Annotated in this window: 21 protein-coding genes and 1 pseudogene; 16 read left to right on the plus strand and 6 right to left on the minus strand. The window is 49.3% G+C overall.

Annotated features, from left to right (window positions below; genetic code table 11):
- The first annotated feature begins 158 nt into the window (after positions 1-158).
- The 3 genes from exbB (at position 159) to fucR (ending at position 2,234) form a co-directional block, all read left to right on the plus strand.
- Complete coding sequence (exbB, locus tag EC843_RS17635) at positions 159-893, plus strand: tol-pal system-associated acyl-CoA thioesterase (RefSeq protein WP_064540058.1); 735 nt, start codon at positions 159-161, stop codon at positions 891-893.
- Positions 894-897: 4 nt separating this feature from the next.
- The gene (gene exbD / locus EC843_RS17640; RefSeq protein WP_064540055.1) at positions 898-1,323 is read left to right on the plus strand and encodes a TonB system transport protein ExbD; all 426 of its coding nucleotides are present in this window, start codon (positions 898-900) and stop codon (positions 1,321-1,323) included.
- Between the two features lie 173 nt (positions 1,324-1,496).
- Positions 1,497-2,234, plus strand: a complete 738-nt coding sequence (gene fucR, locus EC843_RS17645) for an L-fucose operon activator (RefSeq protein ID WP_064540053.1) — start codon at positions 1,497-1,499, stop codon at positions 2,232-2,234.
- On the opposite strand, the gene EC843_RS17650 is transcribed toward fucR, so the two are convergent.
- Positions 2,213-2,599, minus strand: coding sequence for a hypothetical protein (locus EC843_RS17650; RefSeq protein WP_064540051.1), 387 nt, complete (start codon positions 2,597-2,599; stop codon positions 2,213-2,215). The two genes, fucR and EC843_RS17650, sit on opposite strands and share 22 nt — an antisense overlap.
- 5 nt (positions 2,600-2,604) lie before the next feature.
- Positions 2,605-3,003 (minus strand): hypothetical protein, encoded by a 399-nt coding sequence (locus EC843_RS17655; RefSeq protein WP_064540049.1) that lies wholly within the window; start codon positions 3,001-3,003, stop codon positions 2,605-2,607.
- A 103-nt stretch (positions 3,004-3,106) separates the two neighbouring features.
- Between EC843_RS17655 and EC843_RS17660 the strand changes: the two genes are divergently transcribed.
- The 4 genes from EC843_RS17660 to EC843_RS17675 all read left to right on the plus strand — a co-directional run bounded on the left by EC843_RS17660 (position 3,107) and on the right by EC843_RS17675 (position 6,673).
- Positions 3,107-3,610 carry an RNA helicase gene (locus tag EC843_RS17660; protein ID WP_133522735.1) on the plus strand — a complete coding sequence of 168 codons (504 nt, stop codon included), beginning with the start codon at positions 3,107-3,109 and terminating at the stop codon, positions 3,608-3,610.
- Positions 3,611-3,813: 203 nt separating this feature from the next.
- Complete coding sequence (locus EC843_RS17665) at positions 3,814-4,374, plus strand: NlpC/P60 family protein (protein WP_121814327.1); 561 nt, start codon at positions 3,814-3,816, stop codon at positions 4,372-4,374.
- Between the two features lie 175 nt (positions 4,375-4,549).
- Entirely contained in the window at positions 4,550-5,095 is a 546-nt protein-coding gene (locus EC843_RS17670) for a hypothetical protein (protein WP_064540044.1), read from the plus strand.
- A 219-nt stretch (positions 5,096-5,314) separates the two neighbouring features.
- Positions 5,315-6,673, plus strand: coding sequence for an 8-oxoguanine deaminase (locus EC843_RS17675; protein WP_133522736.1), 1,359 nt, complete (start codon positions 5,315-5,317; stop codon positions 6,671-6,673).
- 2 nt (positions 6,674-6,675) lie between these two features.
- Here the strand turns inward: EC843_RS17675 and EC843_RS17680 are convergent, their stop codons facing one another.
- A complete protein-coding gene (locus EC843_RS17680; protein ID WP_064540040.1) occupies positions 6,676-8,037 on the minus strand; it encodes a hypothetical protein in 1,362 nt (453 codons plus the stop codon).
- A 251-nt stretch (positions 8,038-8,288) separates the two neighbouring features.
- Between EC843_RS17680 and EC843_RS17685 the strand changes: the two genes are divergently transcribed.
- From EC843_RS17685 to EC843_RS17715, 8 genes are all read left to right on the plus strand, one after another.
- The gene (locus EC843_RS17685; protein ID WP_133522737.1) at positions 8,289-10,823 is read left to right on the plus strand and encodes a penicillin G acylase; all 2,535 of its coding nucleotides are present in this window, start codon (positions 8,289-8,291) and stop codon (positions 10,821-10,823) included.
- A gap of 238 nt (positions 10,824-11,061) precedes the next feature.
- Positions 11,062-11,319, plus strand: coding sequence for a hypothetical protein (locus tag EC843_RS17690; RefSeq protein ID WP_064540036.1), 258 nt, complete (start codon positions 11,062-11,064; stop codon positions 11,317-11,319).
- 3 nt (positions 11,320-11,322) lie between these two features.
- Entirely contained in the window at positions 11,323-11,472 is a 150-nt protein-coding gene (locus EC843_RS24590; protein ID WP_166642075.1) for a hypothetical protein, read from the plus strand.
- A 385-nt stretch (positions 11,473-11,857) separates the two neighbouring features.
- Positions 11,858-12,565: an oligogalacturonate-specific porin KdgM family protein gene (locus EC843_RS17695; RefSeq protein WP_064540034.1), complete on the plus strand. Its 708-nt coding sequence runs from the start codon at positions 11,858-11,860 to the stop codon at positions 12,563-12,565.
- 295 nt (positions 12,566-12,860) lie between these two features.
- Complete coding sequence (locus EC843_RS17700; protein WP_133522738.1) at positions 12,861-15,323, plus strand: hypothetical protein; 2,463 nt, start codon at positions 12,861-12,863, stop codon at positions 15,321-15,323.
- Positions 15,320-16,393, plus strand: a complete 1,074-nt coding sequence (locus tag EC843_RS17705) for a glycoside hydrolase family 88 protein (protein ID WP_064540030.1) — start codon at positions 15,320-15,322, stop codon at positions 16,391-16,393. Before EC843_RS17700 ends, EC843_RS17705 begins: the two co-directional genes overlap by 4 nt.
- A gap of 39 nt (positions 16,394-16,432) precedes the next feature.
- Positions 16,433-18,076: an alpha-glucoside-specific PTS transporter subunit IIBC gene (locus EC843_RS17710; protein ID WP_064540028.1), complete on the plus strand. Its 1,644-nt coding sequence runs from the start codon at positions 16,433-16,435 to the stop codon at positions 18,074-18,076.
- An 82-nt stretch (positions 18,077-18,158) separates the two neighbouring features.
- Positions 18,159-18,992, plus strand: a complete 834-nt coding sequence (locus tag EC843_RS17715; protein WP_121815693.1) for a TIM barrel protein — start codon at positions 18,159-18,161, stop codon at positions 18,990-18,992.
- 298 nt (positions 18,993-19,290) lie between these two features.
- On the opposite strand, the gene EC843_RS17720 is transcribed toward EC843_RS17715, so the two are convergent.
- Both EC843_RS17720 and EC843_RS24975 read right to left on the minus strand, forming a co-directional pair.
- Positions 19,291-19,668 (minus strand): hypothetical protein, encoded by a 378-nt coding sequence (locus EC843_RS17720; RefSeq protein WP_133522739.1) that lies wholly within the window; start codon positions 19,666-19,668, stop codon positions 19,291-19,293.
- 323 nt (positions 19,669-19,991) lie between these two features.
- Positions 19,992-20,375: pseudogene (locus EC843_RS24975) on the minus strand (RHS repeat-associated core domain-containing protein); the annotation flags it as partial.
- 10 nt (positions 20,376-20,385) lie between these two features.
- On the opposite strand from EC843_RS24975, the gene EC843_RS17730 reads away from it, so the two are divergent.
- A complete protein-coding gene (locus EC843_RS17730; protein ID WP_133522767.1) occupies positions 20,386-20,655 on the plus strand; it encodes a SymE family type I addiction module toxin in 270 nt (89 codons plus the stop codon).
- Positions 20,656-20,717: 62 nt separating this feature from the next.
- Here EC843_RS17730 and EC843_RS17735 read toward each other — a convergent pair whose 3' ends face one another.
- Positions 20,718-21,047: a hypothetical protein gene (locus EC843_RS17735; protein ID WP_133522740.1), complete on the minus strand. Its 330-nt coding sequence runs from the start codon at positions 21,045-21,047 to the stop codon at positions 20,718-20,720.
- Position 21,048: the final 1 nt, after the last annotated feature.

Genomic DNA, 21,048 nt, shown 5'->3' on the forward strand with positions numbered 1-21,048 from the left:
GTCCAAAACTAACTTATCATGCTTTTGCTGCGTAAACGCAAGGAATCCATGGACAATTTAAGGCACTCTTTAAATACTAATGAGAACTACTATCAATTCGATGTCGTTTTGATATTATTGCGCACAGTTTTAGTATTATTTCGCGGTGGAGAGTAAGAGTGACGAATAATTTGATGCAGACAGATCTCTCTGTCTGGGGCATGTATCAGCATGCTGACATCGTGGTAAAGATTGTGATGATCGGCCTGATTCTGGCCTCTGTCGTCACCTGGGCAATCTTCTTTAGCAAAAGTGTTGAGCTGATGTCGCAAAAGCGCCGTCTGAAGCGTGAACAACAACATTTAGCTCATGCCCGCTCTCTGGATGAAGCCAGCGAAATGGCCGAAACGTTTGATGCAAAAAGCCTGAGCACGATGCTTATTAATGAAGCGCAAAATGAGCTTGAGCTTTCCACAGGTAGCGAAGATAACGAAGGCATTAAAGAGCGTACCGGTTTTCGCCTTGAGCGCCGAGTTGCGGCGGTGGGTCGCCACATGGGGCGCGGTAATGGCTTTCTGGCGACTATTGGTGCCATTTCCCCGTTTGTCGGTCTGTTTGGTACCGTCTGGGGCATCATGAACAGCTTTATTGGTATCGCACAGTCACAAACTACTAACCTTGCTGTTGTTGCACCAGGTATTGCCGAAGCCTTGCTGGCAACGGCTATCGGCCTGGTGGCAGCGATTCCGGCGGTTGTTATCTACAACGTATTTGCTCGGGTGATTGGCGGTTACAAAGCTTCTCTGGGCGACGTTGCTGCTCAGGTTTTACTGCTGCAAAGCCGTGACCTCGATTTAGCAGCCAGTTCTCTTGCTCGCCCGGTTCGTACCGCTCAGAAACTGCGTGTAGGTTGATCCCATGGCTTTGCGTCTTAACGAAAATCTCGACGATAACGGTGAAATGCACGAAATCAACGTGACACCTTTTATCGATGTCATGTTGGTATTGCTGATTATCTTCATGGTGGCAGCGCCGCTGGCGACCGTCGATGTGAAGGTTAACCTTCCCGCGTCTTCAAGCCAGCCGCAGCCGCGCCCGGAAAAACCGGTCTACCTGTCTGTCAAAGCCGATCACACGATGTTTATCGGCAACGATGAAGTGACCAAAGAGAGCATGGTCAATGCTCTGATTGCTGCGACAGAAGGCAAGAAAGACACCACGATTTTCTTCCGTGCCGACAAATCAGTTGATTACGAAACGATGATGAATGTGATGGATACGCTGCATCAGGCAGGGTATTTGAAGATTGGCCTGGTTGGGCAAGAAGTCACGAAAACCCAATAAGCATCAATTTTCCTTTCTCTCCATCGCATCACATATATAGAGCGGCCTGCTGGTTAAACTAGCAGGCCGCTTTTTCATAAAGCGAATGAGCGACAGCTGGCGATTTCCGTGTTTCGCCTGGCACGAATGGTTTTGCTGGGCTAATCTCGGGCATTGCCAGGAGACACGCGCTAATGAAAACCGAACGCCACCAGCAACTGGTTCAACTTGTCGAGCAGTACAACAATCTGACCACACAACAGCTGGCGCAGTTATTAGGCGTGAGCCAGGAAACTGTGCGGCGCGATCTGCGTGTACTACAAAAGCAGGGGAAAATTGTTCGCCAACATGGGCGGGCAAAGCGCATTAATCGAGGCGCAGACGAAAGCGGTGATCCTTTCACCGCCCGCCTGAAAAGCCATCTCAATAGCAAAGCGGATATTGCTCATCGTGCTCTGGCCTGGATTGTGCCGGGCATGGTGATTGCACTGGATGCCAGCTCAACGTGTTGGTATCTGGCGCGATTACTGCCAGATATTCCTCTCACTGTTTTCACCAATAGTGAACGTATTTGCCAGGCGTTATCCAGGCGCGAGCATATTAAGCTGATTAGCACTGGCGGTCTTCTCCAGCGCAAATATGCCTGCTATATCAATGCCCCGCTGGCAGCGCATCTTAAATCGATGGATATCGACTTGTTCCTGTTTTCCTGCGAGGGAGTGGATAGCGACGGAACGTTATGGGACACGCGCAGCTGGAATGCTGAATATAAAACGATGTTGCTCAAGCGATCAGCGCAGTCCTTGCTGTTGATCGACAAGAGTAAATTTGACCGGGTGAGTGAAGTTCGGATCGGGGAGCAGGCTGATGTGACCGAAATTATTAGTGAAGGCGAGCATACTTTAACGCCTTACAAATGCGGAGTTTTGTAGTTGTTTTCCAGCAACGCACGCGTGCACGACAAACTTTGCGCCTCTTCATCTCTTAGTTTCTGATAAACCACTTCAAGCCGGGCAAGGATCTCGTTTTTCCACCGCGGCTGGTGGGCGATGATTTCACAGAGCACCGCTCCGTAAACTTCTTCTTTTACCCGCCAGGGAAAGATCTGGTGGCGGTTATGCCATTTCTGTTCAACCAGTGCCGAGGTGATATTGAGCTGGCTTTGGGTAAAGCGTGCAATATTTCCATTTTTAATCTGCACTAGTGCTGCAATATTTTCGCGTAATAAGGTGTTATCGGATTCTGCACCCACAGGTGAATCGTAACTGTGCAGAACCTCAGGAAGTTCTTCAGACATTGAGATTACTCGTCCAGTGAATAAAACATCGGCCAGCTTTTTTCCTGGGTGAGTTGATTGACCCAGATTTGCTGTGAATGGTGACTTATCTGCAATTCTTTATCTTCTATTAGCATTTGCAGGTCGGCAGGACTGATCTTTTCTTGCTCAATTAATTCATTTAATACGGTGACCAGCGCTTCAATTTTAAGCGCGCAAAATAATCGGTCTTTTAAATGTCGGTCGCTTTCTTCAAGCAGAGTATTTTTCGCCTGCCCAGCGTAATGATTTGCGCTAAGAACCGTTTTCTCGAGCGATAAAATATTATCCTGGGGATTTAGTGTTAGAGCGCTATCTTCTGCTAATGGTATAAATGCAACCTGCATAGCAGGAAGCATTCCTGGTACCATGTTTTTAGGTAACATATATAAATATCCTGTTATATCAATAGAATGAGATGCGTAGTCACCAAGAATAGCGTTGACAACATTTTGCCTCAAAATTACTATAAAAAAAACAGGAGTCCCCATGCAAAGTGTCTTTTATTCAATTGTATTAATACTATTGTTGCTGTGCGGCGTATTGATGCTAATGCGTGAAAAATCCCATTCCAGCGTCAACCCCATCCCTCAGGCTTCCCCTAAATTAAATTTCTCGCAGAGTGATGAACATGAAGATTACTTTGCGAAATTAATTTTAAAAATCACCCCTGATTATTATTGGCGAGTAAGCCATGAATATGCAGATTTTAACCACGCCACTATTAAGCGTATGAGTATCGATATGCTTAGCGCCGATCCCAAACTCTTTAGTGCCCAACGGCGATGCAGCGATTTAAATTCCGCTATCTATCGCTATTACGACAATCTCAGAAAACGTTGCACTGAGGGTGAAAAAGTCTCTTTTGCTGACATCGAAGTGCTGAACTTACGGCAGTGTTTTGATGAGTTCAGCCAGGATGCTTACCCAGCGCTGGTGGCACTGGTTTGGCCGCATTACCAGCGGCCGGAAGTCAGTCTCCATAACGTGTAAGCCCCATGCCAAACAGCCTGACTCAGTATCAGGCTGTTTTTAAAATAAAAAAAATAGAAGTCTAAAAATAGACCGATTCTCTCGTGGCTAAATTTCATACAGCGGTTATTATTTGCTCACCCAAAAGGAGTTGTTCGTCCCATTGCTAAAAATCAGCAATGGCTTGTTTCGCTGTATTTGCCAGTAGATGAAAGATATTTCTTATGCCTCGTTTAAAAAAATTAATTGCCGCAACTTTGTTTATTATTCCTGTTATTTTTAGTGCAAATTCCTTTGCTTTTAATATGCCAAAGGAATTTGCATCAATCGCAAGCCAGTCGCTTGCCAAGAAAGATGTGTTCTCTGAAAAAGGGAACTATATAAAGAATGATGATCACGGTAATACCAATAGTATTAAGTCTGCCATATTGGCACAATTTTCAAACTGGAAAGGAACGCGTTATCACCTTGGCGGTACGACACATCAAGGTGTCGATTGTTCTGCACTGATGCAGCATATATTTAGCGATTCATTCCATAAATCATTACCGAGAACCACAACGCAGCAAATAAAAAATGGGCAGCCTGTCAGCAAAGAAAAACTCGAGCCGGGTGATTTAGTCTTTTTTAGAACGTCGCCGGGGATGCGCCATGTCGGTGTTTATGTTGGCGATAACCAGTTTGTCCACGCCTCAAGCAGTGTCGGTGTCACCATGTCTTCTCTGGCGAACCGTTATTGGGTTGAACATTATGAAACCGCTCGCCGTTTAAACATGGTTGGTTAAATACAATTCTGGATTGCGGGTTTAATTTTATATTGATAATCACTATTATAGCGGCTGGTTTAAGATATTGGTTATTTTACTATGTGGTGCGCAAATATAATGATGGCGATGTATATTCATGACTTATGAATTAGCCGGTGATTATATTTTAATTTCCTACAGGGATTAGTATCAAATGAAACGAAATTTAATGCGTCAGATGACGGGTGCCGTAATCGCTGTAATGGTTGCTGGTACCTTGCTGGTTGGTTGCGATGCGAAACAAGCTGGAGAAGTTGAAATGAAATTTATTAATGTGGAAAAGGTCGCACTGGATTCAGGTCTGGTTAAGCAAGAACAAGCGTATCTCAAAGCAGTAAATGAAAATCTGCATAAAGGCCTGCAACTGGCAGAAAAGAATTATGCCACGCTGCCTGCAGATAAAGTCGCGGCCGCGCGCCAGGCAGATAAAAAAATTATTGCTCAGCAATGGCAAGGTCAGCAACGCGCCGCACGCCAGGTTGTGTTGGCAGCGGTAAAACAGGCAACTGATGCCTATCGCACTGAAAAGAAAATTGCTGCCATTATGCCTATGCAGACTGCAGTTTCGGTTGCGCCGGAACTCGATGTCACCGCTGACCTGACCACCAAATTGAATGCAACCAAACTGGATTTTGGCAAAGTGCCTGAAATCACGGTTAAAGCGGCTGATACTGCAAAACCGGCAGTAGCAGCAAAGTAATTAGCAAATAATTATCCGCAAATATTGGGCTTCGCCTGCGTGTTCCGCGAAGCCCATTTTCGTTAATCCTTAACACTTTCACCTGCCTGATAACAGCCATACGACGATGCCCCGTCAGTTTCCTGTTAGAATGGCAAAATTGCCCCCGCAATGCCTGGATCAGCAGACAGGCCATAACTGAGCTGGCTTCCTTCACTTTTTAATATTCAGGAGCCAGATATGTCTTACCAACGTTTGTGGATCAAAAATCCCCGCGCAGTTTTTACCGCCAATTCGCAAGACGCCGCAGGTGGCGTAGTGATCGAAGGGGCAATCATTCGTGAATTAATTCCCCTGGGTGGCAAGCCCGCAGTTCCATGTGACTCTGTGTTTGATGCTCGCGAACTTGTCTTGTTACCCGGACTTATCAACACACACCACCATTTCTATCAGACTCTGACCCGAGCGTGGGCACCGGTGGTTAACGTGCCGCTGTTTCCCTGGTTAAAACAACTCTATCCGGTTTGGGCGCGGCTTGATGCCGAAGCTTTAGCGCTGGCCAGTAAAGTGGCGATGGCTGAGCTGCTGCTTTCCGGTTGCACAACCACAACGGACCATCACTACCTTTTCCCGCAGGGCATGGAGGAGGCCATCGATGTGCAGGTTGATGTGGTGAACGAAATTGGCATGCGTGCCGTATTAACGCGCGGCTCGATGAGCCTGGGTGAAGATGACGGTGGGTTGCCTCCTCGCCACACAGTACAACAGGCCGGGACAATTCTGCGTGATAGCGAAAGATTGATTAAACGTTACCATCAGCGCGGGGAAGGGGCGTGGCTACAAATCGCGCTCGCTCCATGTTCGCCGTTTTCTGTGACCACTGAAATTATGCGGGATAGCGCCCAACTTGCGCAGCAAGAGGACGTGCGGCTGCATACGCATCTGGCTGAAACCATAGATGAAGAAAACTTCTGTCTGCAACGTTTTGGCTTGCGTACCGTGGATTATCTGGAAAGTGTTGGCTGGCTAAATGACCGAACCTGGCTTGCCCACGGCATCCATTTTAATGAGAGTGAAATTCAGCGCCTGGGGCGAGCGGGAGTCGGTGTCTGTCATTGTCCGGTTTCAAATATGCGTCTCGCATCAGGCATGTGCCCGACGGTTGATTTGGAAAATGCCGGTGCGCCAGTTGGCCTCGGTGTTGATGGTTCCGCTTCAAACGATGCGTCAAACATCATGTACGAGGCGCGGCAAGCATTGTATTTACAGCGCCTGCGTTATGGCGCTGAAGCGATTACTCCGCACAGAGTGTTAGGCTGGGCGACGCGTGGCTCGGCAAAACTGATTGGGCGTAGCGATATTGGCGAAATTGCCGTCGGGAAGCAGGCCGATTTGGCGCTGTTTGCTCAGGACGAACTCCGCTTTAGTGGCAGCCACGATGCGATTTCAGCCCTGTTGTTATGCGGTGTAGAAAGGGCAGAACACGTGATGGTTGGCGGTAAATGGCGAGTGACCGACGGCAATATCGTCGGGTTGGATGTGCCGGATCTGATATCCCGGCACCGCAAGGCGGCGGCGAAATTAGTCGCTGATGTTTAACATTAATCCTCGGTAACTTCCTCGCCGCTTTTGCCTTTTCCCCAGGCGACGCGGCGCTGAAGCATTTTTTTCAGCGCCCGTCCGCTGGTATTCAACCAACCGGTTGGACGTGGATCGGCCAGCATACTCAGTGCGCGAGCGTAATCCAGCACCAGGCCTGGCGTCCACGCCATGGTTTCAGCCCGTTTACGCAGTTGCAGTGCGACCCAAAGTTCCGGCGTCGACATCAGTTTTCCCATCGCCATCCAGAAACCACGCTTTTGCCAAAGCCTGCCGACCGACCCCTCAAGTGCCGCTTCCAAAGCCCGCGCCACACTGCTCGAACAGTTTCGATAGGTCAAATTGTAGGATTCATTCTGGCGATAGCTTTCCCAAAACGCTTTTAGCCGTGCTTCGCTGTAATTACGGATTCGTACTTTTCTTGTGGATGGGCACCACTTTGCGGATTCCGTTGCGTAATCCGGCTGGAAAATCCCCGGTACGTTGTTTTCAGGCGTGGCCCGCAGCAGGCGGGCAAACTCATCTGGCGACTGGTCGATAAGCTCAGCAGGATAGAGGCTGATGTAAACCCCGCCGGGAGATTCCAGTGCGGCGTGACCAGTCGAGATCACGCCGTTGCGATCGACCGCTGCGATATAACGGCTGATCACCGGGCGGGGGATCGCTTCTCCTGCGGCGGATCCGACGGGTGTCCAGACGTGAACCGTCAGCGCTCTTTCGTCATCGTCCGGTGGGCCGTCCCACTCCACAACGTCAGGCGGAAGATGGTCGGCTTCTGCCATAAATACTGAACCTTTAAGACCCGGATTCTCAGCGGCATTTTTAACGCGCATGGCGAGAATAAACAGGTTCCAGCCCGCAAATGCCAGGCCTAACCCGAGGCAATAAGGAACCGTTCCTTCATAGTTTGACGGCCAGGGCTGGAAGAAAAATATCGCCAGCGCAATTTCGGCAATGCCCCCCCACAAAGCGGGCCGCCATCGGCGATAACGCACCACCACAGCTGAAGCGATTTGCAGAGTGCCATCGAAGAAAAACAACAAGCCAAAGATCACCGATAACACGAAGTTACCGTGGTGATGACCGGCCAGAATCAACAGCGCCGCAAGGGAAAATGCCGCGCCTTTAACGTAGCGCAGAATGCGTTGCCCACCCATACCGCTATGCGCGACCATCAATGTCGCAGCGCCTTCAAACAGCAGCAGGCAGGCGAATGGCTCGATAGGGAAATAGAGCGAGCCATCCAGGGCATCAAGAAAAACGACTATTCCGGCAATAAGCGTAATCCAACCGAAACGACGCAGCCCACGCCAGTGGGAACGCAAAAAATCAATGCCGAGCAGGATCATCGTAAGCCGCATCATGGGGAAGTTTCCGTCAATTGCTCCACCAAATATATAGCCCACCAGACTCAAGTGCGATACGAAGCGAATCGACATAACTTTGTGCTTTATGTCAAATTTAATGATTCATATTTTTTGATTAAAGATAAAAATATGAATGATTAATTTAGTTGCCACGCTCACGATTTCATCAGAAACTGTTCTGTTTAAATGGATATTGCCAGCTCCGTTGCTAGTATCCTTTTGCGAGTCTTTCACCCGTAGAGGATACAATGAAAAATAAAAATACCATTATTATGAGTTGCTTTCTGACAGGAGTGGCTGTGTTGTACAGCGCGAAAGTGTTGGCTGCGGAACAAAGCAAAGACGTAAAAATCATTCGCGACGAGTATGGTGTTGCGCATATTTATGCCAACGACACCCACAACCTGTTTTATGGCTACGGCTATGTTGTTGCTCAGGACCGGCTTTTTCAGATGGAAATGGCACGTCGCAGTACTCAGGGTACGGTGGCGGAAGTGCTGGGTGACAAGTTTCTCAATTTTGATAAAGACATTCGGCTGAACTATTGGCCTGCCAGCATTCATGCCCAAATTGATGCTTTACCTGCTGAAGAAAAAGCTGTTTTACAGGGTTATGCCGATGGTATGAATGCGTGGATTGATAAGGTTAACGCCGAGCCTGGAAAGTTGTTGCCAAAAGAGTTTTCGACACTGGGTTTTAAACCGCAACACTGGCAGCCTTTCGATGTCGCGATGATTTTTGTCGGCACGATGGCTAACCGTTTTTCAGACAGCACCAGCGAAATTGATAACCTGGCGTTGTTTAACGCGCTGAAAGATAAATACGGTGACAAGCAGGGGATGGGGGTATTTAACCAAATCAAATGGTTAGTGAACCCTTCAGCTTCAACCACTATCGAACCAGAAGAACATCGTTATCCGTTCAAACTGGCAAACCAGGCCACGCAACTGGCTTATAACTTACCGCGTTTCGACCATACTCCTCCGATGTTCGAGCGCCTGGCAAAAGGTAATGATGGCGCTTTACTCACACTAACTCACCAGAAAAATCAGCAAGTAATTGGCGAACAGTTTGCTCACAGCGGCGCAAATGGGCTGGCGGGCTACCCAACCACCAGTAACATGTGGGTGATCGGCCAGAAAAAAGCGGCAGACGCTAAATCAATTATGGTTAACGGGCCGCAGTTTGGCTGGTACGCACCGGCTTACACCTATGGAATCGGCCTGCATGGCGCTGGATACGATGTGGTCGGGAACACGCCATTTGCCTATCCGGGCCTGGTGTTTGGGCATAACGGAAGCATCTCGTGGGGATCGACTGCCGGTTTTGGCGATGACGTCGATATCTTTGCGGAAAAACTTGATCCTCAACGCCCTGATTATTATCAGCGTCACGGGCAGTGGGTGAAAATGCTTAGCCGCAGTGAAACGATCAACGTTAAAGGCGGGGCTCCGGTTTCGTTCACGATCTATCGCACGGTACACGGCAACGTCATCAAAAACGACCCGCAAACCTCAACGGCTTACGCAAAATCTCGAGCCTGGGAGGGAAAAGAAGTCGCTTCATTGCTGGCGTGGACGCATCAAATGCAGGCGACAAACTGGACGCAATGGACGAAACAGGCGGCAAATCAGGCCTTAACCATCAACTGGTATTACGCGGATAAACAGGGGAATATCGGCTATGTTCACACTGGCGCGTATCCGCAGCGTAAACCTGGGCACGACCCACGCCTGCCTGTTCCGGGAACCGGTGAATGGGACTGGGATGGGATTTTGCCGTTCTCCAGCAATCCGCAAATCTACAACCCGAAATCGGGTTACATCGCAAACTGGAATAATGCGCCAGAAGCAGGTTATCCGGCCTCGGATCTTTTTGCTTTCCTGTGGGGGAGCGCCGATCGTGTCGATGAGATAAAAAAATTGATCGACGCACAGCCGAAACTCACGCATGAGCAGGCATGGGATATTATTGCCAAAACCAGCCGCCAGGATCTGAATCTGCGCCTCTTCCTGCCTTCTATCGAACAGGCGGTTAAAGCGTTACCAGCTGACGATCCGCGTCGCCAGCTTGCGGAGATCCTCGCAAATTGGGATGGCAACAATCAAATGAATGCCGACGGCAAAACTTATCAGCATCCGGGGTCAGCAATTTTGAACGCGTGGCTGACCAGCATGCTGAAACAAACGCTTGTTGCCGCTGTGCCTGCACCATTTAATAAGTGGTACAGCGCCAGCGGCTATGAAACCACACAGGATGGCCCAACCGGCTCACTGAATATCAGTGTCGGAGCCAAAATTCTGTATGAGGCATTGCAAGGAACGCGTTCACCAATCCCGCAAACGGTTGATCTTTTGGGTGGAAAACCATCGGATGAACTGATCAGAAATGCGTTGCAGGATAGCTGGCAGCAGCTATCACAACGTTATGGCACTCAAGTTGATAGTTGGAAAACTCCGGCGATGCCGCTGACCTTTAGAGCGAATAACTTCTTTGGCGTGCCGCAGGCCAACGCCGATGAAGCGGTGCATCAGGCGGAATACCAAAACCGTGGTACTGAAAACGACATGATTGTTTTTGGTGCGAAGGGAGATGAAGTGCAAGCGTGGGATGTGGTTGCACCTGGCCAAAGTGGCTTTATCGCTCCAGACGGAACGCCTGCGAAGCACTATCGCGATCAACTGGAAATGTATCAGACGTTTGGCCGAAAACCATTATGGCTAAACAGCGCAGACGTGAACGCCCATAAAGAGTCTGAAGAGGTAATTCAAGTCGTGCAGTAGTTAATTATTAGTACAGCCAAAATAGCGTGTGGTGGCTATTTTGGCTGTGGTTTATCCTGTCATGTTTTGTCATTTGTCCTCACATCCTTGCAAAATAGCCATTTCACTCATCACTCAGCGGCGTCGCCAAGCGATGGATCCTTTCGCCATGCATTGCGAGCCTTACATTATTGCAATCGCCACGGATAAAAGAGAGGGTTAAGCTCGTGTCAATTATCAGCGCTTTGATTCTGGAAACGTGAAAGTTTATGAACTGGCCGTTGTTCCCGATAACGCAATATTGTTATACGGGCCGGAAAACCCCGGTGATTTTGTCACCCTTAATCTGGCGCTAATGGAATCCGATGCTGATATCAGAATGGCTGGTGAAAATCTCGATGCTTTTATCAGCGATGCGGCAAATAAAACTCAAGCGTCCACATTACTGGCAGCCAACCCAACCGTTTCGGTTGCGATAAAAGTTGCTGAAGAAATGCTGGCATTAAGTGCCAGGTAAATGATGAAAAATGATGATGACAAGGTGATGTTGATTCATGATAGCTGGTTGCGCGATTCACCCATTCCTTACGATATTAACCATCACAAAATTCACGCTAATGACTTTGCTGAAATGACGCTGCGGGTTATGCCGATGATCAGTTCGAAATAATAAAAGAGGCGATATTTTCGCCTCTCTATTTCCGCCCCTAATTATTTCATTTAAAATTAAATTTATTATTAAACAAAAAAAAGAAAATCATTTTATTGAATTTGAAGCTGGCTCTCATTTTTTTAATGCGACAAACTCCCATCGTTGAAAATGAAACAGCGTGACAGTATATTAAAACCGTTGTTTTGAAAAAATATTGTGATTTAATTGAATAGGTTATGGCGGTACTTTAAATCTATGCCACTACTGTGCCTCTGACCCATTCGTTGCAATTTTACGCGCTCAATACGACCCCATGAACCCATTCCACATTAAGTGCCATAGAGCACGTTTTCTGGCGTGGGTCATTGTTAGTTGCCGTTTCACAGGAGAGTGATCGAAAGGTATGAAGTTAAAATTCGCATGTGCCGCTATTGCCGTTTGTTCGGTGTTAACCAGCATGAATGCTAACGCATGGAGCCTGAATTATCGCCACGAGTTTCTGGAAAAACAGGAACAGCAAAGCGACCGATTGGTTGTTTCGCATCGTTTCGATAATGGTTGGGGCTTTGGTGTAGAGTCCAAATTTACCAATGGTGGTGAAGGGGAAGGCGCTTTCGACGAATTCCACACTACCGGTACTGAATATGATTTGAGTTATCTTGCCAAACCTAATGACACATGGTGGTGGGAAGCCGGTTTTAATACCGAGATCACTGATACCGTGCAGGATTTGCGAGTTCATGTTAAACCAACGTATTGGTTCAACGAAAATTTTTATACTGCCGCTCGTTTCCGTGTTGGGCAGAGAAACTATACGGATGATGTCAATAAAGATAATGGCCATTATTTCCAGCTGAACTATTACCTTGGCTATAATGCGGAAAGATGGTCTATCGCCTATGACTTCGAATATAAGAAACTTGATTACCCTGATTTTAAGGGTGAAGAGTACTCTTATCTTAATAACGTAACAATTCGTGTGCCAATTAATAAAAATTGGCGGCCATATACCGAAATTGGTTATGTGTCATATAACGACCCTTCTGACAATAGCCCTTACCCAAATGACTGGCAGTGGCGTTGGCGCGTCGGGATTGAATACGTCTTCTAATTTTATCTCTGCTTCACTAACAATGAATCAATCACACTATTAATAGATTTTGTGAATGCATGGAGTGCATCTATTTTTTAGTGCGTGGCTTTTTAGCGCATGGTTTTTTAGCGCGTGGTTTAATTGTGTTGGTTATAACAATAATTCTCGGTGAAATAAGTTATTAGTTTATTGAGAACCATGTTTTCACCTTCATCAAGCTGCTTCCCCCTTTCTGGAATACAGGAAAGGGGGAAGTCAGGTTATTTAACTCTACTAGCACTCGATGGGTGCTAATGGCTTCAAGGACAGTTGTATGGACATTGGGAATTGGGTGCTTGAGCCAAATACAGCACTGACCCGTTTTTGTGTTTCTCCTCCTCGTGAGGAGCGATTCGCTGAATTTTTCGCTGGCGAAGCCATGGATATGGCTATGGATTACCGCTTCCAGAATGGCTCCGGGCCGCAAGAAGATGCGTTTTGTCGGCGTATTTTTCGCCAGCAGATGGCTGAACGCACCGTTGAACTGAGTGAGGCCATTGCGCGTACCCATGTGAGTTACACGGGTGAAAGCGACACGGTTTCCTTTTCCTCCTTCCAGCGCGTGCCATTCCATGTGCAACGTTGGCTGGAGTTGGAACTACACGCTACGGAAGCGGGCAGTTACCCTTTTCAGCTATCGACTTGTGGTGGGGCTCGCCTGTGGTGCAATGAACAGGCCGTCGCCAAATTCACTCCTTTCTCCCGCAACAAAATGCAAAGTTGTGAGCTGATGCTTCCCTTGCAGGCGGGTAAAAATACCCTGCTGATCCACCTGGAAGAGCTGTTTGAACGCGATACCGTGTTTGCGCTGCGTTTTATCTACCAGGGCTGCGTACCGCTTGGTGTTTCATTGCCGCAAACTGATGCCGCCGTGCTTGATGAATTGAGCCTGTTTGCTGGCGCTATGCGCCCGGAACTCACGGCCAGGGATAACCAGGTAAGGATTCGGCTTGGCGCAAATGCACCGACGCAACCGGTTAGTTTGTCGGGTGAGATCCACGGCATGGGTAATGACAATTTTACCCCGCGTCAGGTGGATTTCGGCACTGCCACGCCGGACGGTCAGCTGTTGACTCTGTCTCTGCCCGCGGAGATTGGTTCCGCTCACTATCAAATTGTGCTGCGCATGAGTTGCGCGGGTGTTTCGATTACCCGCAGTTTTGGTGTCAACCTCATGCCGTCGCCTGGCCATGCTGAGCATTCAACCAGCCTCGACGAGCGCAAACTGAAAGCGTTGAGTCACACCGCCCGGTATGGCATGGAGCGGACTTCTCGCCTGCTCGCCATGTTGCAATGTGGTGAAACAACAGCCGAAGCCGATCGGCTGTTGCTCGACACTTTAAAGCGGATCAGCGCCCGCGAAGATTGCTCAGATTTTTCTCTGGTTCCGCTATTGTGGATCTGGCGCGAGCACAATGGTGAACACTTCCCGGCGGCTTTATGGCGACGAGTGCGCAGTTCAATCCTCGGCTATCGCTACTGGATGGACGAGCAAGGCAACGACGTCATGTGGTTCTGGAGTGAGAACCATACCCTCTGCTTCCATACCGCCCAATATCTGGCAGGCCAGATGTTCCCTGATGAGCTGTTCCTGGCCTCTGGGCGTAGTGGCGAAGAGCAGCGTGCTATCGCCGCTCTTCGTCTGGCGCAGTGGTTCGATGCCATCGAACTGTACGGCTTCGTCGAGTGGAATTCAGCTCCTTACTATCCGGTCGATTACATTGGCCTGTTTGCGCTCTATCAACTGGCGGAAGATGCCTGGGTGCGTCAGCGTGCTAAGGGACTGATCGATCGCTTGATGCTGCTAAGTTCCCTGCATTACCAGGATGGGATTGCCGCAGGCACCATGGGCCGCGTCTACGAAAAAGAGCTGTTGGCAGGTGTGCTCACTGAGTTGTCAGCGTACGGAAATGTTGCCTGGGGCGGCGGCTGGTATAACCGCAAATGTGCTTCCTTGCCGCTTTTTTGTGCCAGCGACTATCAGCCACCGGTCGCCGCCGACAGCTACGCAAGGCTGTCTCAAGGCTCGCTCTCAGCCTTCTACCAGGCGGGCGGCGGCAATATTGTTGTCTGGAAAGAGCCGGGCGTTAGCCTCTCAAGTTGCATTAACCACCATCCCGGCCAGCGTGGCCATCAGCAACATCTGATGGACGTGCAGTTTGCCACTCATCACGACGCCAAATTCTGGGTCAATCACCCCGGTGAAGCAGAACCCGGTGGCGAGCAGCGCCCTTCTTATTGGTCTGGCAACGGCGTGCTGCCACAACTGATGCAGGTGGAGAATCGCGCTCTCCAGTTCTGGCAGTTGCCCGCAAATACCGCCTTCCCCTGGACTCACCTCTACCTGCCAGCAGATGCCTTCGAACAGGTGATCACATTGCCTCGGACTTGTCTGGTTCGCGCCGGTAATGCCTTTGCTGTGATTGGCTGCTCGGCACCGCTAAACGCGGTCACCACTGGAATGACCGCGGGCAATGAATATCGGGCCCAGGCGCATCACGTCGCCTGGTTTACCGAAGTCGGTCATGGCGACGACGCAGCTTTCGCGGCGTTCTGCCAGCGCATGGAAACACTGGTGGTCAGTATTGAAGACCAGCAGGCCGTTGTCAGTACGGCGCAAGGCGAGCTCATGCGCCTCGATTGGCAGGGTAAATGCCTGATTGAGGGCGTCGTACACCGTTTCCCCGACGCGGCAGGATGCGATCCCATTGTTACCTGGAGTGGAGAAGCACAATGAAACAACAAGCACTGATCCCAACCCTGGAGCGAGTCGTTCACGGTTTCTGCCAGTTGAAAGGCATGGGTGAACTGACGGCCAGTAAAGGCCTGGCGATTCAGTTTGAGCAGTGGGAGTGGGAGGTTGGCGTTGGGCTATATGGTTTCTGGCGCTACGCCAGCCACAAAGACGATGTCGAACTTCAGGATTCTCTGCTGGCCTGGTACGAAGGGCAGATCCGCAAAGGGCTGCCTGCGATGCAGATCAACACCACGGCTCCGATGATCACCCTGGCGCTGCTGGCGGGTCACAGCGGCCGCGACGATCTACGCGAAACGGTGAACGCCTGGGCTGATGATCTGCTGGCTAATCTGCCAAGAACCGAGGAGGGCGGATTCCAGCACGTAGTGAAGGAGCAACCCAACACCGGCCAACTCTGGGATGACACCCTTTTCATGACCTGCCTGTTCCTCGGCACTGCCGGGATCGTGCTCAAGCGAAAGGATTTAATCGACGAGGCGGTCTATCAATTCCTGCTGCACACCCGTTACCTGAGCGAACCCAAAAGTGGACTTTGGTATCACGGCTGGACCTACGTCGAAAAACACCATTTTGCCGGAGTTTTATGGGCGAGAGGGAATGCGTGGATCACTGTTGCCATCCCCGAATTCATCGATCTGATGGGCGACCACCTGGATGCTGGCGTACGACGCTATTTAACCCAGGTGGTGTCACGCCAGGTGCGTTCTCTGTGTGCATTGCAGGCTGAGAACGGCATGTGGCACACGGTGTTGGATGACCCTTATTCACCTCAAGAATCCTCAGCCACGGCGGGGATCGCCTACGGCATGTTGCGCAGCGTGCGGCTGGGTCTGCTGGATGACAGCGTCATTGCCCCAGCCCTGCGGGCAGCCCATGCCGTGTGGCAGCGCATCGACGAGGACGGCATCGTTCTCGGGGCTTCCAAAGGAACCATGGTAGGGCATGACCACCAATACTACTGCGACATTGCCATCGCACCGGTTCCTTATGCACAGGCACTGACCATGTTGCTGCTACTCGAACTAGAGCAAGGCCAGTGGCTGGCATAACAGTTTAATTTTTTTTGTTATTTTTTGGAGAAACAAGAGATGTCCAAACGGAATTTTATGGGGGCCTTCCAGACTTTTGGTGGTGCTATGGCTGTCCCCATTGCCTTTTTACCTTTCACTGGTTTGCTGCTCGCTATCACCGGGCTACTCACCATGCCCGATATCATGGGGAGCCTGGCTCACCCTGACTCCAACTTTTACAAGGTGATGACAATCATCAAGTCGGGTGGCTGGACTATATTCCGCAACTTCCCGTTACTGTTCTGTATGGCGCTCCCTGTGGGTCTTGCCAGGACCGGCCAGGCACGAGCGGCGCTGGTCGCCTTCTTTGCCTACATGGCTTACAACTATTTCACCAACAGCATGCTGACCTTCTGGGGGCCAGAGTTTGGGGTCGATTTTAATCAGAATGTTGGCGGCTCCAGCGGCCTGGCAATGGTTGGTGGCGTCAAAACGCTGGATACCAGTATCGTCTTCTCGCTGATCATCGGCGGAGTGGTCACCTGGATCCACAACCGTTTCTTCGAAAAGAAACTGCCGGATTACCTGACTATTTTCCAGGGGATGAGCCTGGTCTTTATCGTCTCTTTCTGCGTGATGTTGCCGATGGCCTGGCTGACCTGCGAACTTTGGCCAAAGGTACAAGTCGGCATCAATGCCATGCAGAGTTTCTATGTTGAAGCCGATGCCTTTGGTATGTGGATGCTGGCGTTCGTGGAACGTATGCTGGTACCAACCGGCTTGCACCGTTTCGTTTACTTCCCGTTCTTCTTCGGCCCAGCGGTAGTGGATGGCGGTCTTTACACCCACTGGATCGAGAACGTCTCGACTTATGCAGCATCAACCACGCCTCTGGTTGAGCAGTTCCCAGCTGCCGGTTACTCCTTGTATGGCAACATCAGCGTGTTCTGCTCACTCGGTTCAGGCCTGGCTATTTATGCTACTGCTAAGAAGAAGATGAAGCGCAAGATTGCCGCTCTGGTGATCCCGGCGATCATCACGGCAATGGCTGTTGGTATTACCGAACCTATCGAGTTTACCTATCTGTTTGTGGCGCCGGTGCTGTATCTGGTCAATGCTATTATTGGTGCGACCCTGTGTGTGGCGCTCTATCTGTGCGGCGTAGTGGGTTTCATGGGCGGTGGTCTCAACGATATCATCCTGTTCAACTGGGTCTTCTATGCTAAGAACCATGCTCACCTTATCTGGATCCACCTTGCTCTGGGCCTCGGTTTCGCGGCTATCAACTTCTTCGTGTTCCGCTACATGATCCTGAAATTTAACTTCCTGACACCAGGCCGTGGTGATGAGGAAGAGGAAGAAGATGTGCGCCTTTATTCTAAACAAGACTACCGTGGCAAACAGTCTGGACCGGTTGTTGCAGGTCAAGAGCCAGATCGCCTCAGAGCTGCCGCAATCCTGCAATGTGTGGGTGGGTGTGAAAACGTCGATACCATCGGAAACTGTCAGACGCGTTTACGCCTGGTGGTGAAAGACCCGGCCCTGGTACAGGATGACAAGGCTCTCAAGCAAGCCGGAGCTTTGGGTGTGATGCGTACAGGTAAAAACCTTCAGGTTGTGGTGGGTTTATCCGCTCCAATGGTGCGCGAATATTTCGAGCAGGAGTACAATAAAGGCCCGGCCATTCAACCGGACACGACGACTCCAGTGCCAGCAGTCTGATTAGACTGGAAGCGTTTCATTAATTGAATTTGCGAGCCCTGATGGGCTCGCAAGCCATTTTATGACTTCACAGGATGAAGATATGACAACGTTAAAAATAGGCGCACGCGGACATGATCTTATCGATCAGACTCCAGAAGGGATTATTGCTTATGCGCGCCAGGCGGGGATTGACGGACTGCAACTGGCAGTACACAGGAGCTGGGTCGAGGCCTGGCAGGCTCGTGATATCGACACGATGGTCGCCAATATTCAACAGCTTCAGCAGGCCGGTATTTCCATCTTTCTGCTGGCCAGTTACTTCAACCCTGCTCATTCAGATACAGACTTCTTGAAGAGTGAGATGGAGCGCGTGCGTTTTAATATCGAACTTGCTCGCCGCTGCAATGTCGGCGTCGTGGGCAGTGAGACTGGCTCTCTGAACGACAATGACTGGACCTGGCATCCGGATAATCACAGCGCGGCCTCCTTCAAGAAAGTGGAGCGGACCTTTGAGCAGTTAAAACCCGAACTGGAGCAGGCAGGTTGTGATTTTCTGGTCGAGGCGGTCAAAGATCATATTATTTATGACGCCAATTGTCTGGCGAGCCTGAACACGCGATTGGGCGATAATTTCAAGGTGACTCTTGATCTGGCCAACTTGCTGGATGCGGATAATGCCGGGAACTGGCGTGAGATCTTAGTCGATTTTCTTAGCCAGCATGGCGAGCGCATCCGATTGTTCCATTTCAAGAATTTCATCTTGCAAGGGCGAGATAAGATTCCGACGAGCCTGGAACATGGCCTGATTGATTATGTTGAGGTGTTGGCTGTGCTGGAACAGCGCCAACTGGCTCATATTCCGATCATTGTTGAAGAACTGACCGGTGACCCGCTGTTAGAAAGTGTGGCTTACCTGCGCCGCTTGAGTCAGTGATTCATGGTTTAGAGATAGGGTTTTTCACGGCACGTGGCGCCTGGACGCCACGTTTTCCATAACTCAGCGGGGAGTCAATTATTCGACTCGCTCATCGCTTCATTTCGGTACTGGGCAGCAGCAGTTATGAGTTGCTCCACCCGTTTTTCCACCAGACTACCGTTAACAGCGTATTTCCAGGTGATGTTGTGTTCGTTCACTACCTGGACAAAACAGAGTATTAAATCGGCGCTGCGGGGAATGGTGAGTTAAGTACTCCCCCGGAAAGACCGAGGTAATCTTTCCGGGGGTTTATCAATTATAAATCAGTTGGATATAAGGTGACTTTATCCGGTGTAGTGACAAATGATACATACCCACTCGCAACATTTTCACCAGACACCTCAATAAAAATAATGTCTCCATCGAGTGATACAGTTAAGACACCATCATCCTCACATGCAATTATTTTCGCCTCAAATATCAATTTATCATCAGAGAATATTATACTGGTTCTATTCTCACCAATAAGATTTATATTATTCCGCCATTCAAAATGATCATCTATATCTAATTCAATTTCTTGATAGGAATCTAACAGTGGTTTTTTACCCGCCCAAACAGCAATCCCACTACCGATAGCAGATTTGAAACTCACGAATGAATTATCCAGCTCACTTATGATTATATTTTTCATTTTGGGAAAGGTACCCTGACGACACTATTATCGACATTCATTACGTTAGTAACAGGATCGTATGTCCATGTTTCTTCATGGTAGTGATGCTTAGTAGGACCGCTATTCATTTCATGATTACCGTAACGAATGCTCCGCGTGCCATCAGCAAAAACGATCCTGTCTGCATCTGGCATTCCTGTTCTTGGATGGGTATTTGTATGTGGCCCTGGCCCAAGGAACTTATCCCATTGATTTACTGCATCCTGGGGCTTCACCGGTTTGGGAGCATAAGTTTCATTATGATATCCCTGCCCTGTAGTTTCATTTGGACCGCTTTTACACAGCCCAAGTGGATCAACCCACTTCAACGGATTCGACACATACCCGTAAGGGTTCACCCCACCCGCCAGCCCTATCGGGTCTGCCGAAATATACTGCCCCGTCTCACTATCATAGTAACGGGAGCGGTTGTAGTGCAAGCCGGATTCTGTGTCTTCGTATTGCCCCGGAAAGCGCAGTCTGCAACTCAGCTTGTCATCATTCGCACTTTCTTCACGACCCCAGAGCTGTTGCTTGCCGCGCCAGACGATGGTGCCGTCTTCAGTCAGTAATTCCTGAATGCGGCCGACGGTGTCTGTGACGGCATAGTGCAGTTTTCCCTTCGCATGCCGCGCGACAGACGTTAGTGCCGCCGGCTCGTACAGCTACTGAACTCTTTCCTCAAACGTCGGCGTTATTGTCGGCTATGTACCGAACCGGGGCGATACCGGCACACCCAATATTCATTTAAAGGGGAAATGGCTGAAAGAAGCGGAGTTTGAGACGGGCGCACATCTCACCGTTAAAATAGCTGACGGCTGCATTGTGATTATTAAAGACAGCGACGAAGTGGACGAGCTGAAACATGAGCAGGAAGCGCTGCGCCAGCAACTTCGGGAGATTAAGCAGACTAATCTGAACATAAAGAGCGCCGCTAAGGCAGCGCTCCGTGGGATGGCAGTTTAGGATAAGTAAGAAGTAAAATAGCCGGGAAGATTTAGTTTCTTACCCGGCCTTTTTAGTTTCACTTATGGCATCATTTTTTTGATATCTTCAGTAGTCAAACTAAAACTATCTATAGTATTAGCATTTAATCCTAAATTAAACTCACTATCTACTTTTTTCAACCAACAACAAAACTCCAGAAATATACTTTCATTTTCCTCTGTCAACTCCATAAAACCAGAGTCAGTATGTGACAACTCTAATGAATTTATTACAGACTTCAAATCATCTGTATTCTCTGTTAAGTCTTCAGATTCAATTGACATTAAATATTTAATTGTCAATAGCTCATCTGATATATCCATTATTGTAGGAAGGGATGATACCTTTCCTTTTATTTCTTGTAACTTCATA

Source organism: Buttiauxella sp. JUb87 (assembly GCF_004361975.1).
Classification (GTDB): Bacteria; Pseudomonadota; Gammaproteobacteria; order Enterobacterales; family Enterobacteriaceae; genus Buttiauxella; species Buttiauxella ferragutiae.

What these genes read in the sequence shown, in the direction of transcription:
- exbD (WP_064540055.1), top strand. Translation starts at nt 898, where the DNA reads ATGGCTTTGCGTCTTAACGAAAATCTCGACGATAACGGTGAAATGCAC.
- fucR (WP_064540053.1), top strand. Translation starts at nt 1,497, where the DNA reads ATGAAAACCGAACGCCACCAGCAACTGGTTCAACTTGTCGAGCAGTAC.
- EC843_RS17650 (WP_064540051.1), bottom strand. Translation starts at nt 2,599, where the DNA reads ATGTCTGAAGAACTTCCTGAGGTTCTGCACAGTTACGATTCACCTGTG.
- EC843_RS17655 (WP_064540049.1), bottom strand. Translation starts at nt 3,003, where the DNA reads ATGTTACCTAAAAACATGGTACCAGGAATGCTTCCTGCTATGCAGGTT.
- EC843_RS17660 (WP_133522735.1), top strand. Translation starts at nt 3,107, where the DNA reads ATGCAAAGTGTCTTTTATTCAATTGTATTAATACTATTGTTGCTGTGC.
- EC843_RS17665 (WP_121814327.1), top strand. Translation starts at nt 3,814, where the DNA reads ATGCCTCGTTTAAAAAAATTAATTGCCGCAACTTTGTTTATTATTCCT.
- EC843_RS17670 (WP_064540044.1), top strand. Translation starts at nt 4,550, where the DNA reads ATGAAACGAAATTTAATGCGTCAGATGACGGGTGCCGTAATCGCTGTA.
- EC843_RS17675 (WP_133522736.1), top strand. Translation starts at nt 5,315, where the DNA reads ATGTCTTACCAACGTTTGTGGATCAAAAATCCCCGCGCAGTTTTTACC.
- EC843_RS17680 (WP_064540040.1), bottom strand. Translation starts at nt 8,037, where the DNA reads ATGATGCGGCTTACGATGATCCTGCTCGGCATTGATTTTTTGCGTTCC.
- EC843_RS17685 (WP_133522737.1), top strand. Translation starts at nt 8,289, where the DNA reads ATGAAAAATAAAAATACCATTATTATGAGTTGCTTTCTGACAGGAGTG.
- EC843_RS24590 (WP_166642075.1), top strand. Translation starts at nt 11,323, where the DNA reads ATGAAAAATGATGATGACAAGGTGATGTTGATTCATGATAGCTGGTTG.
- EC843_RS17695 (WP_064540034.1), top strand. Translation starts at nt 11,858, where the DNA reads ATGAAGTTAAAATTCGCATGTGCCGCTATTGCCGTTTGTTCGGTGTTA.
- EC843_RS17700 (WP_133522738.1), top strand. Translation starts at nt 12,861, where the DNA reads ATGGACATTGGGAATTGGGTGCTTGAGCCAAATACAGCACTGACCCGT.
- EC843_RS17705 (WP_064540030.1), top strand. Translation starts at nt 15,320, where the DNA reads ATGAAACAACAAGCACTGATCCCAACCCTGGAGCGAGTCGTTCACGGT.
- EC843_RS17710 (WP_064540028.1), top strand. Translation starts at nt 16,433, where the DNA reads ATGTCCAAACGGAATTTTATGGGGGCCTTCCAGACTTTTGGTGGTGCT.
- EC843_RS17715 (WP_121815693.1), top strand. Translation starts at nt 18,159, where the DNA reads ATGACAACGTTAAAAATAGGCGCACGCGGACATGATCTTATCGATCAG.
- EC843_RS17720 (WP_133522739.1), bottom strand. Translation starts at nt 19,668, where the DNA reads ATGAAAAATATAATCATAAGTGAGCTGGATAATTCATTCGTGAGTTTC.
- EC843_RS17735 (WP_133522740.1), bottom strand. Translation starts at nt 21,047, where the DNA reads ATGAAGTTACAAGAAATAAAAGGAAAGGTATCATCCCTTCCTACAATA.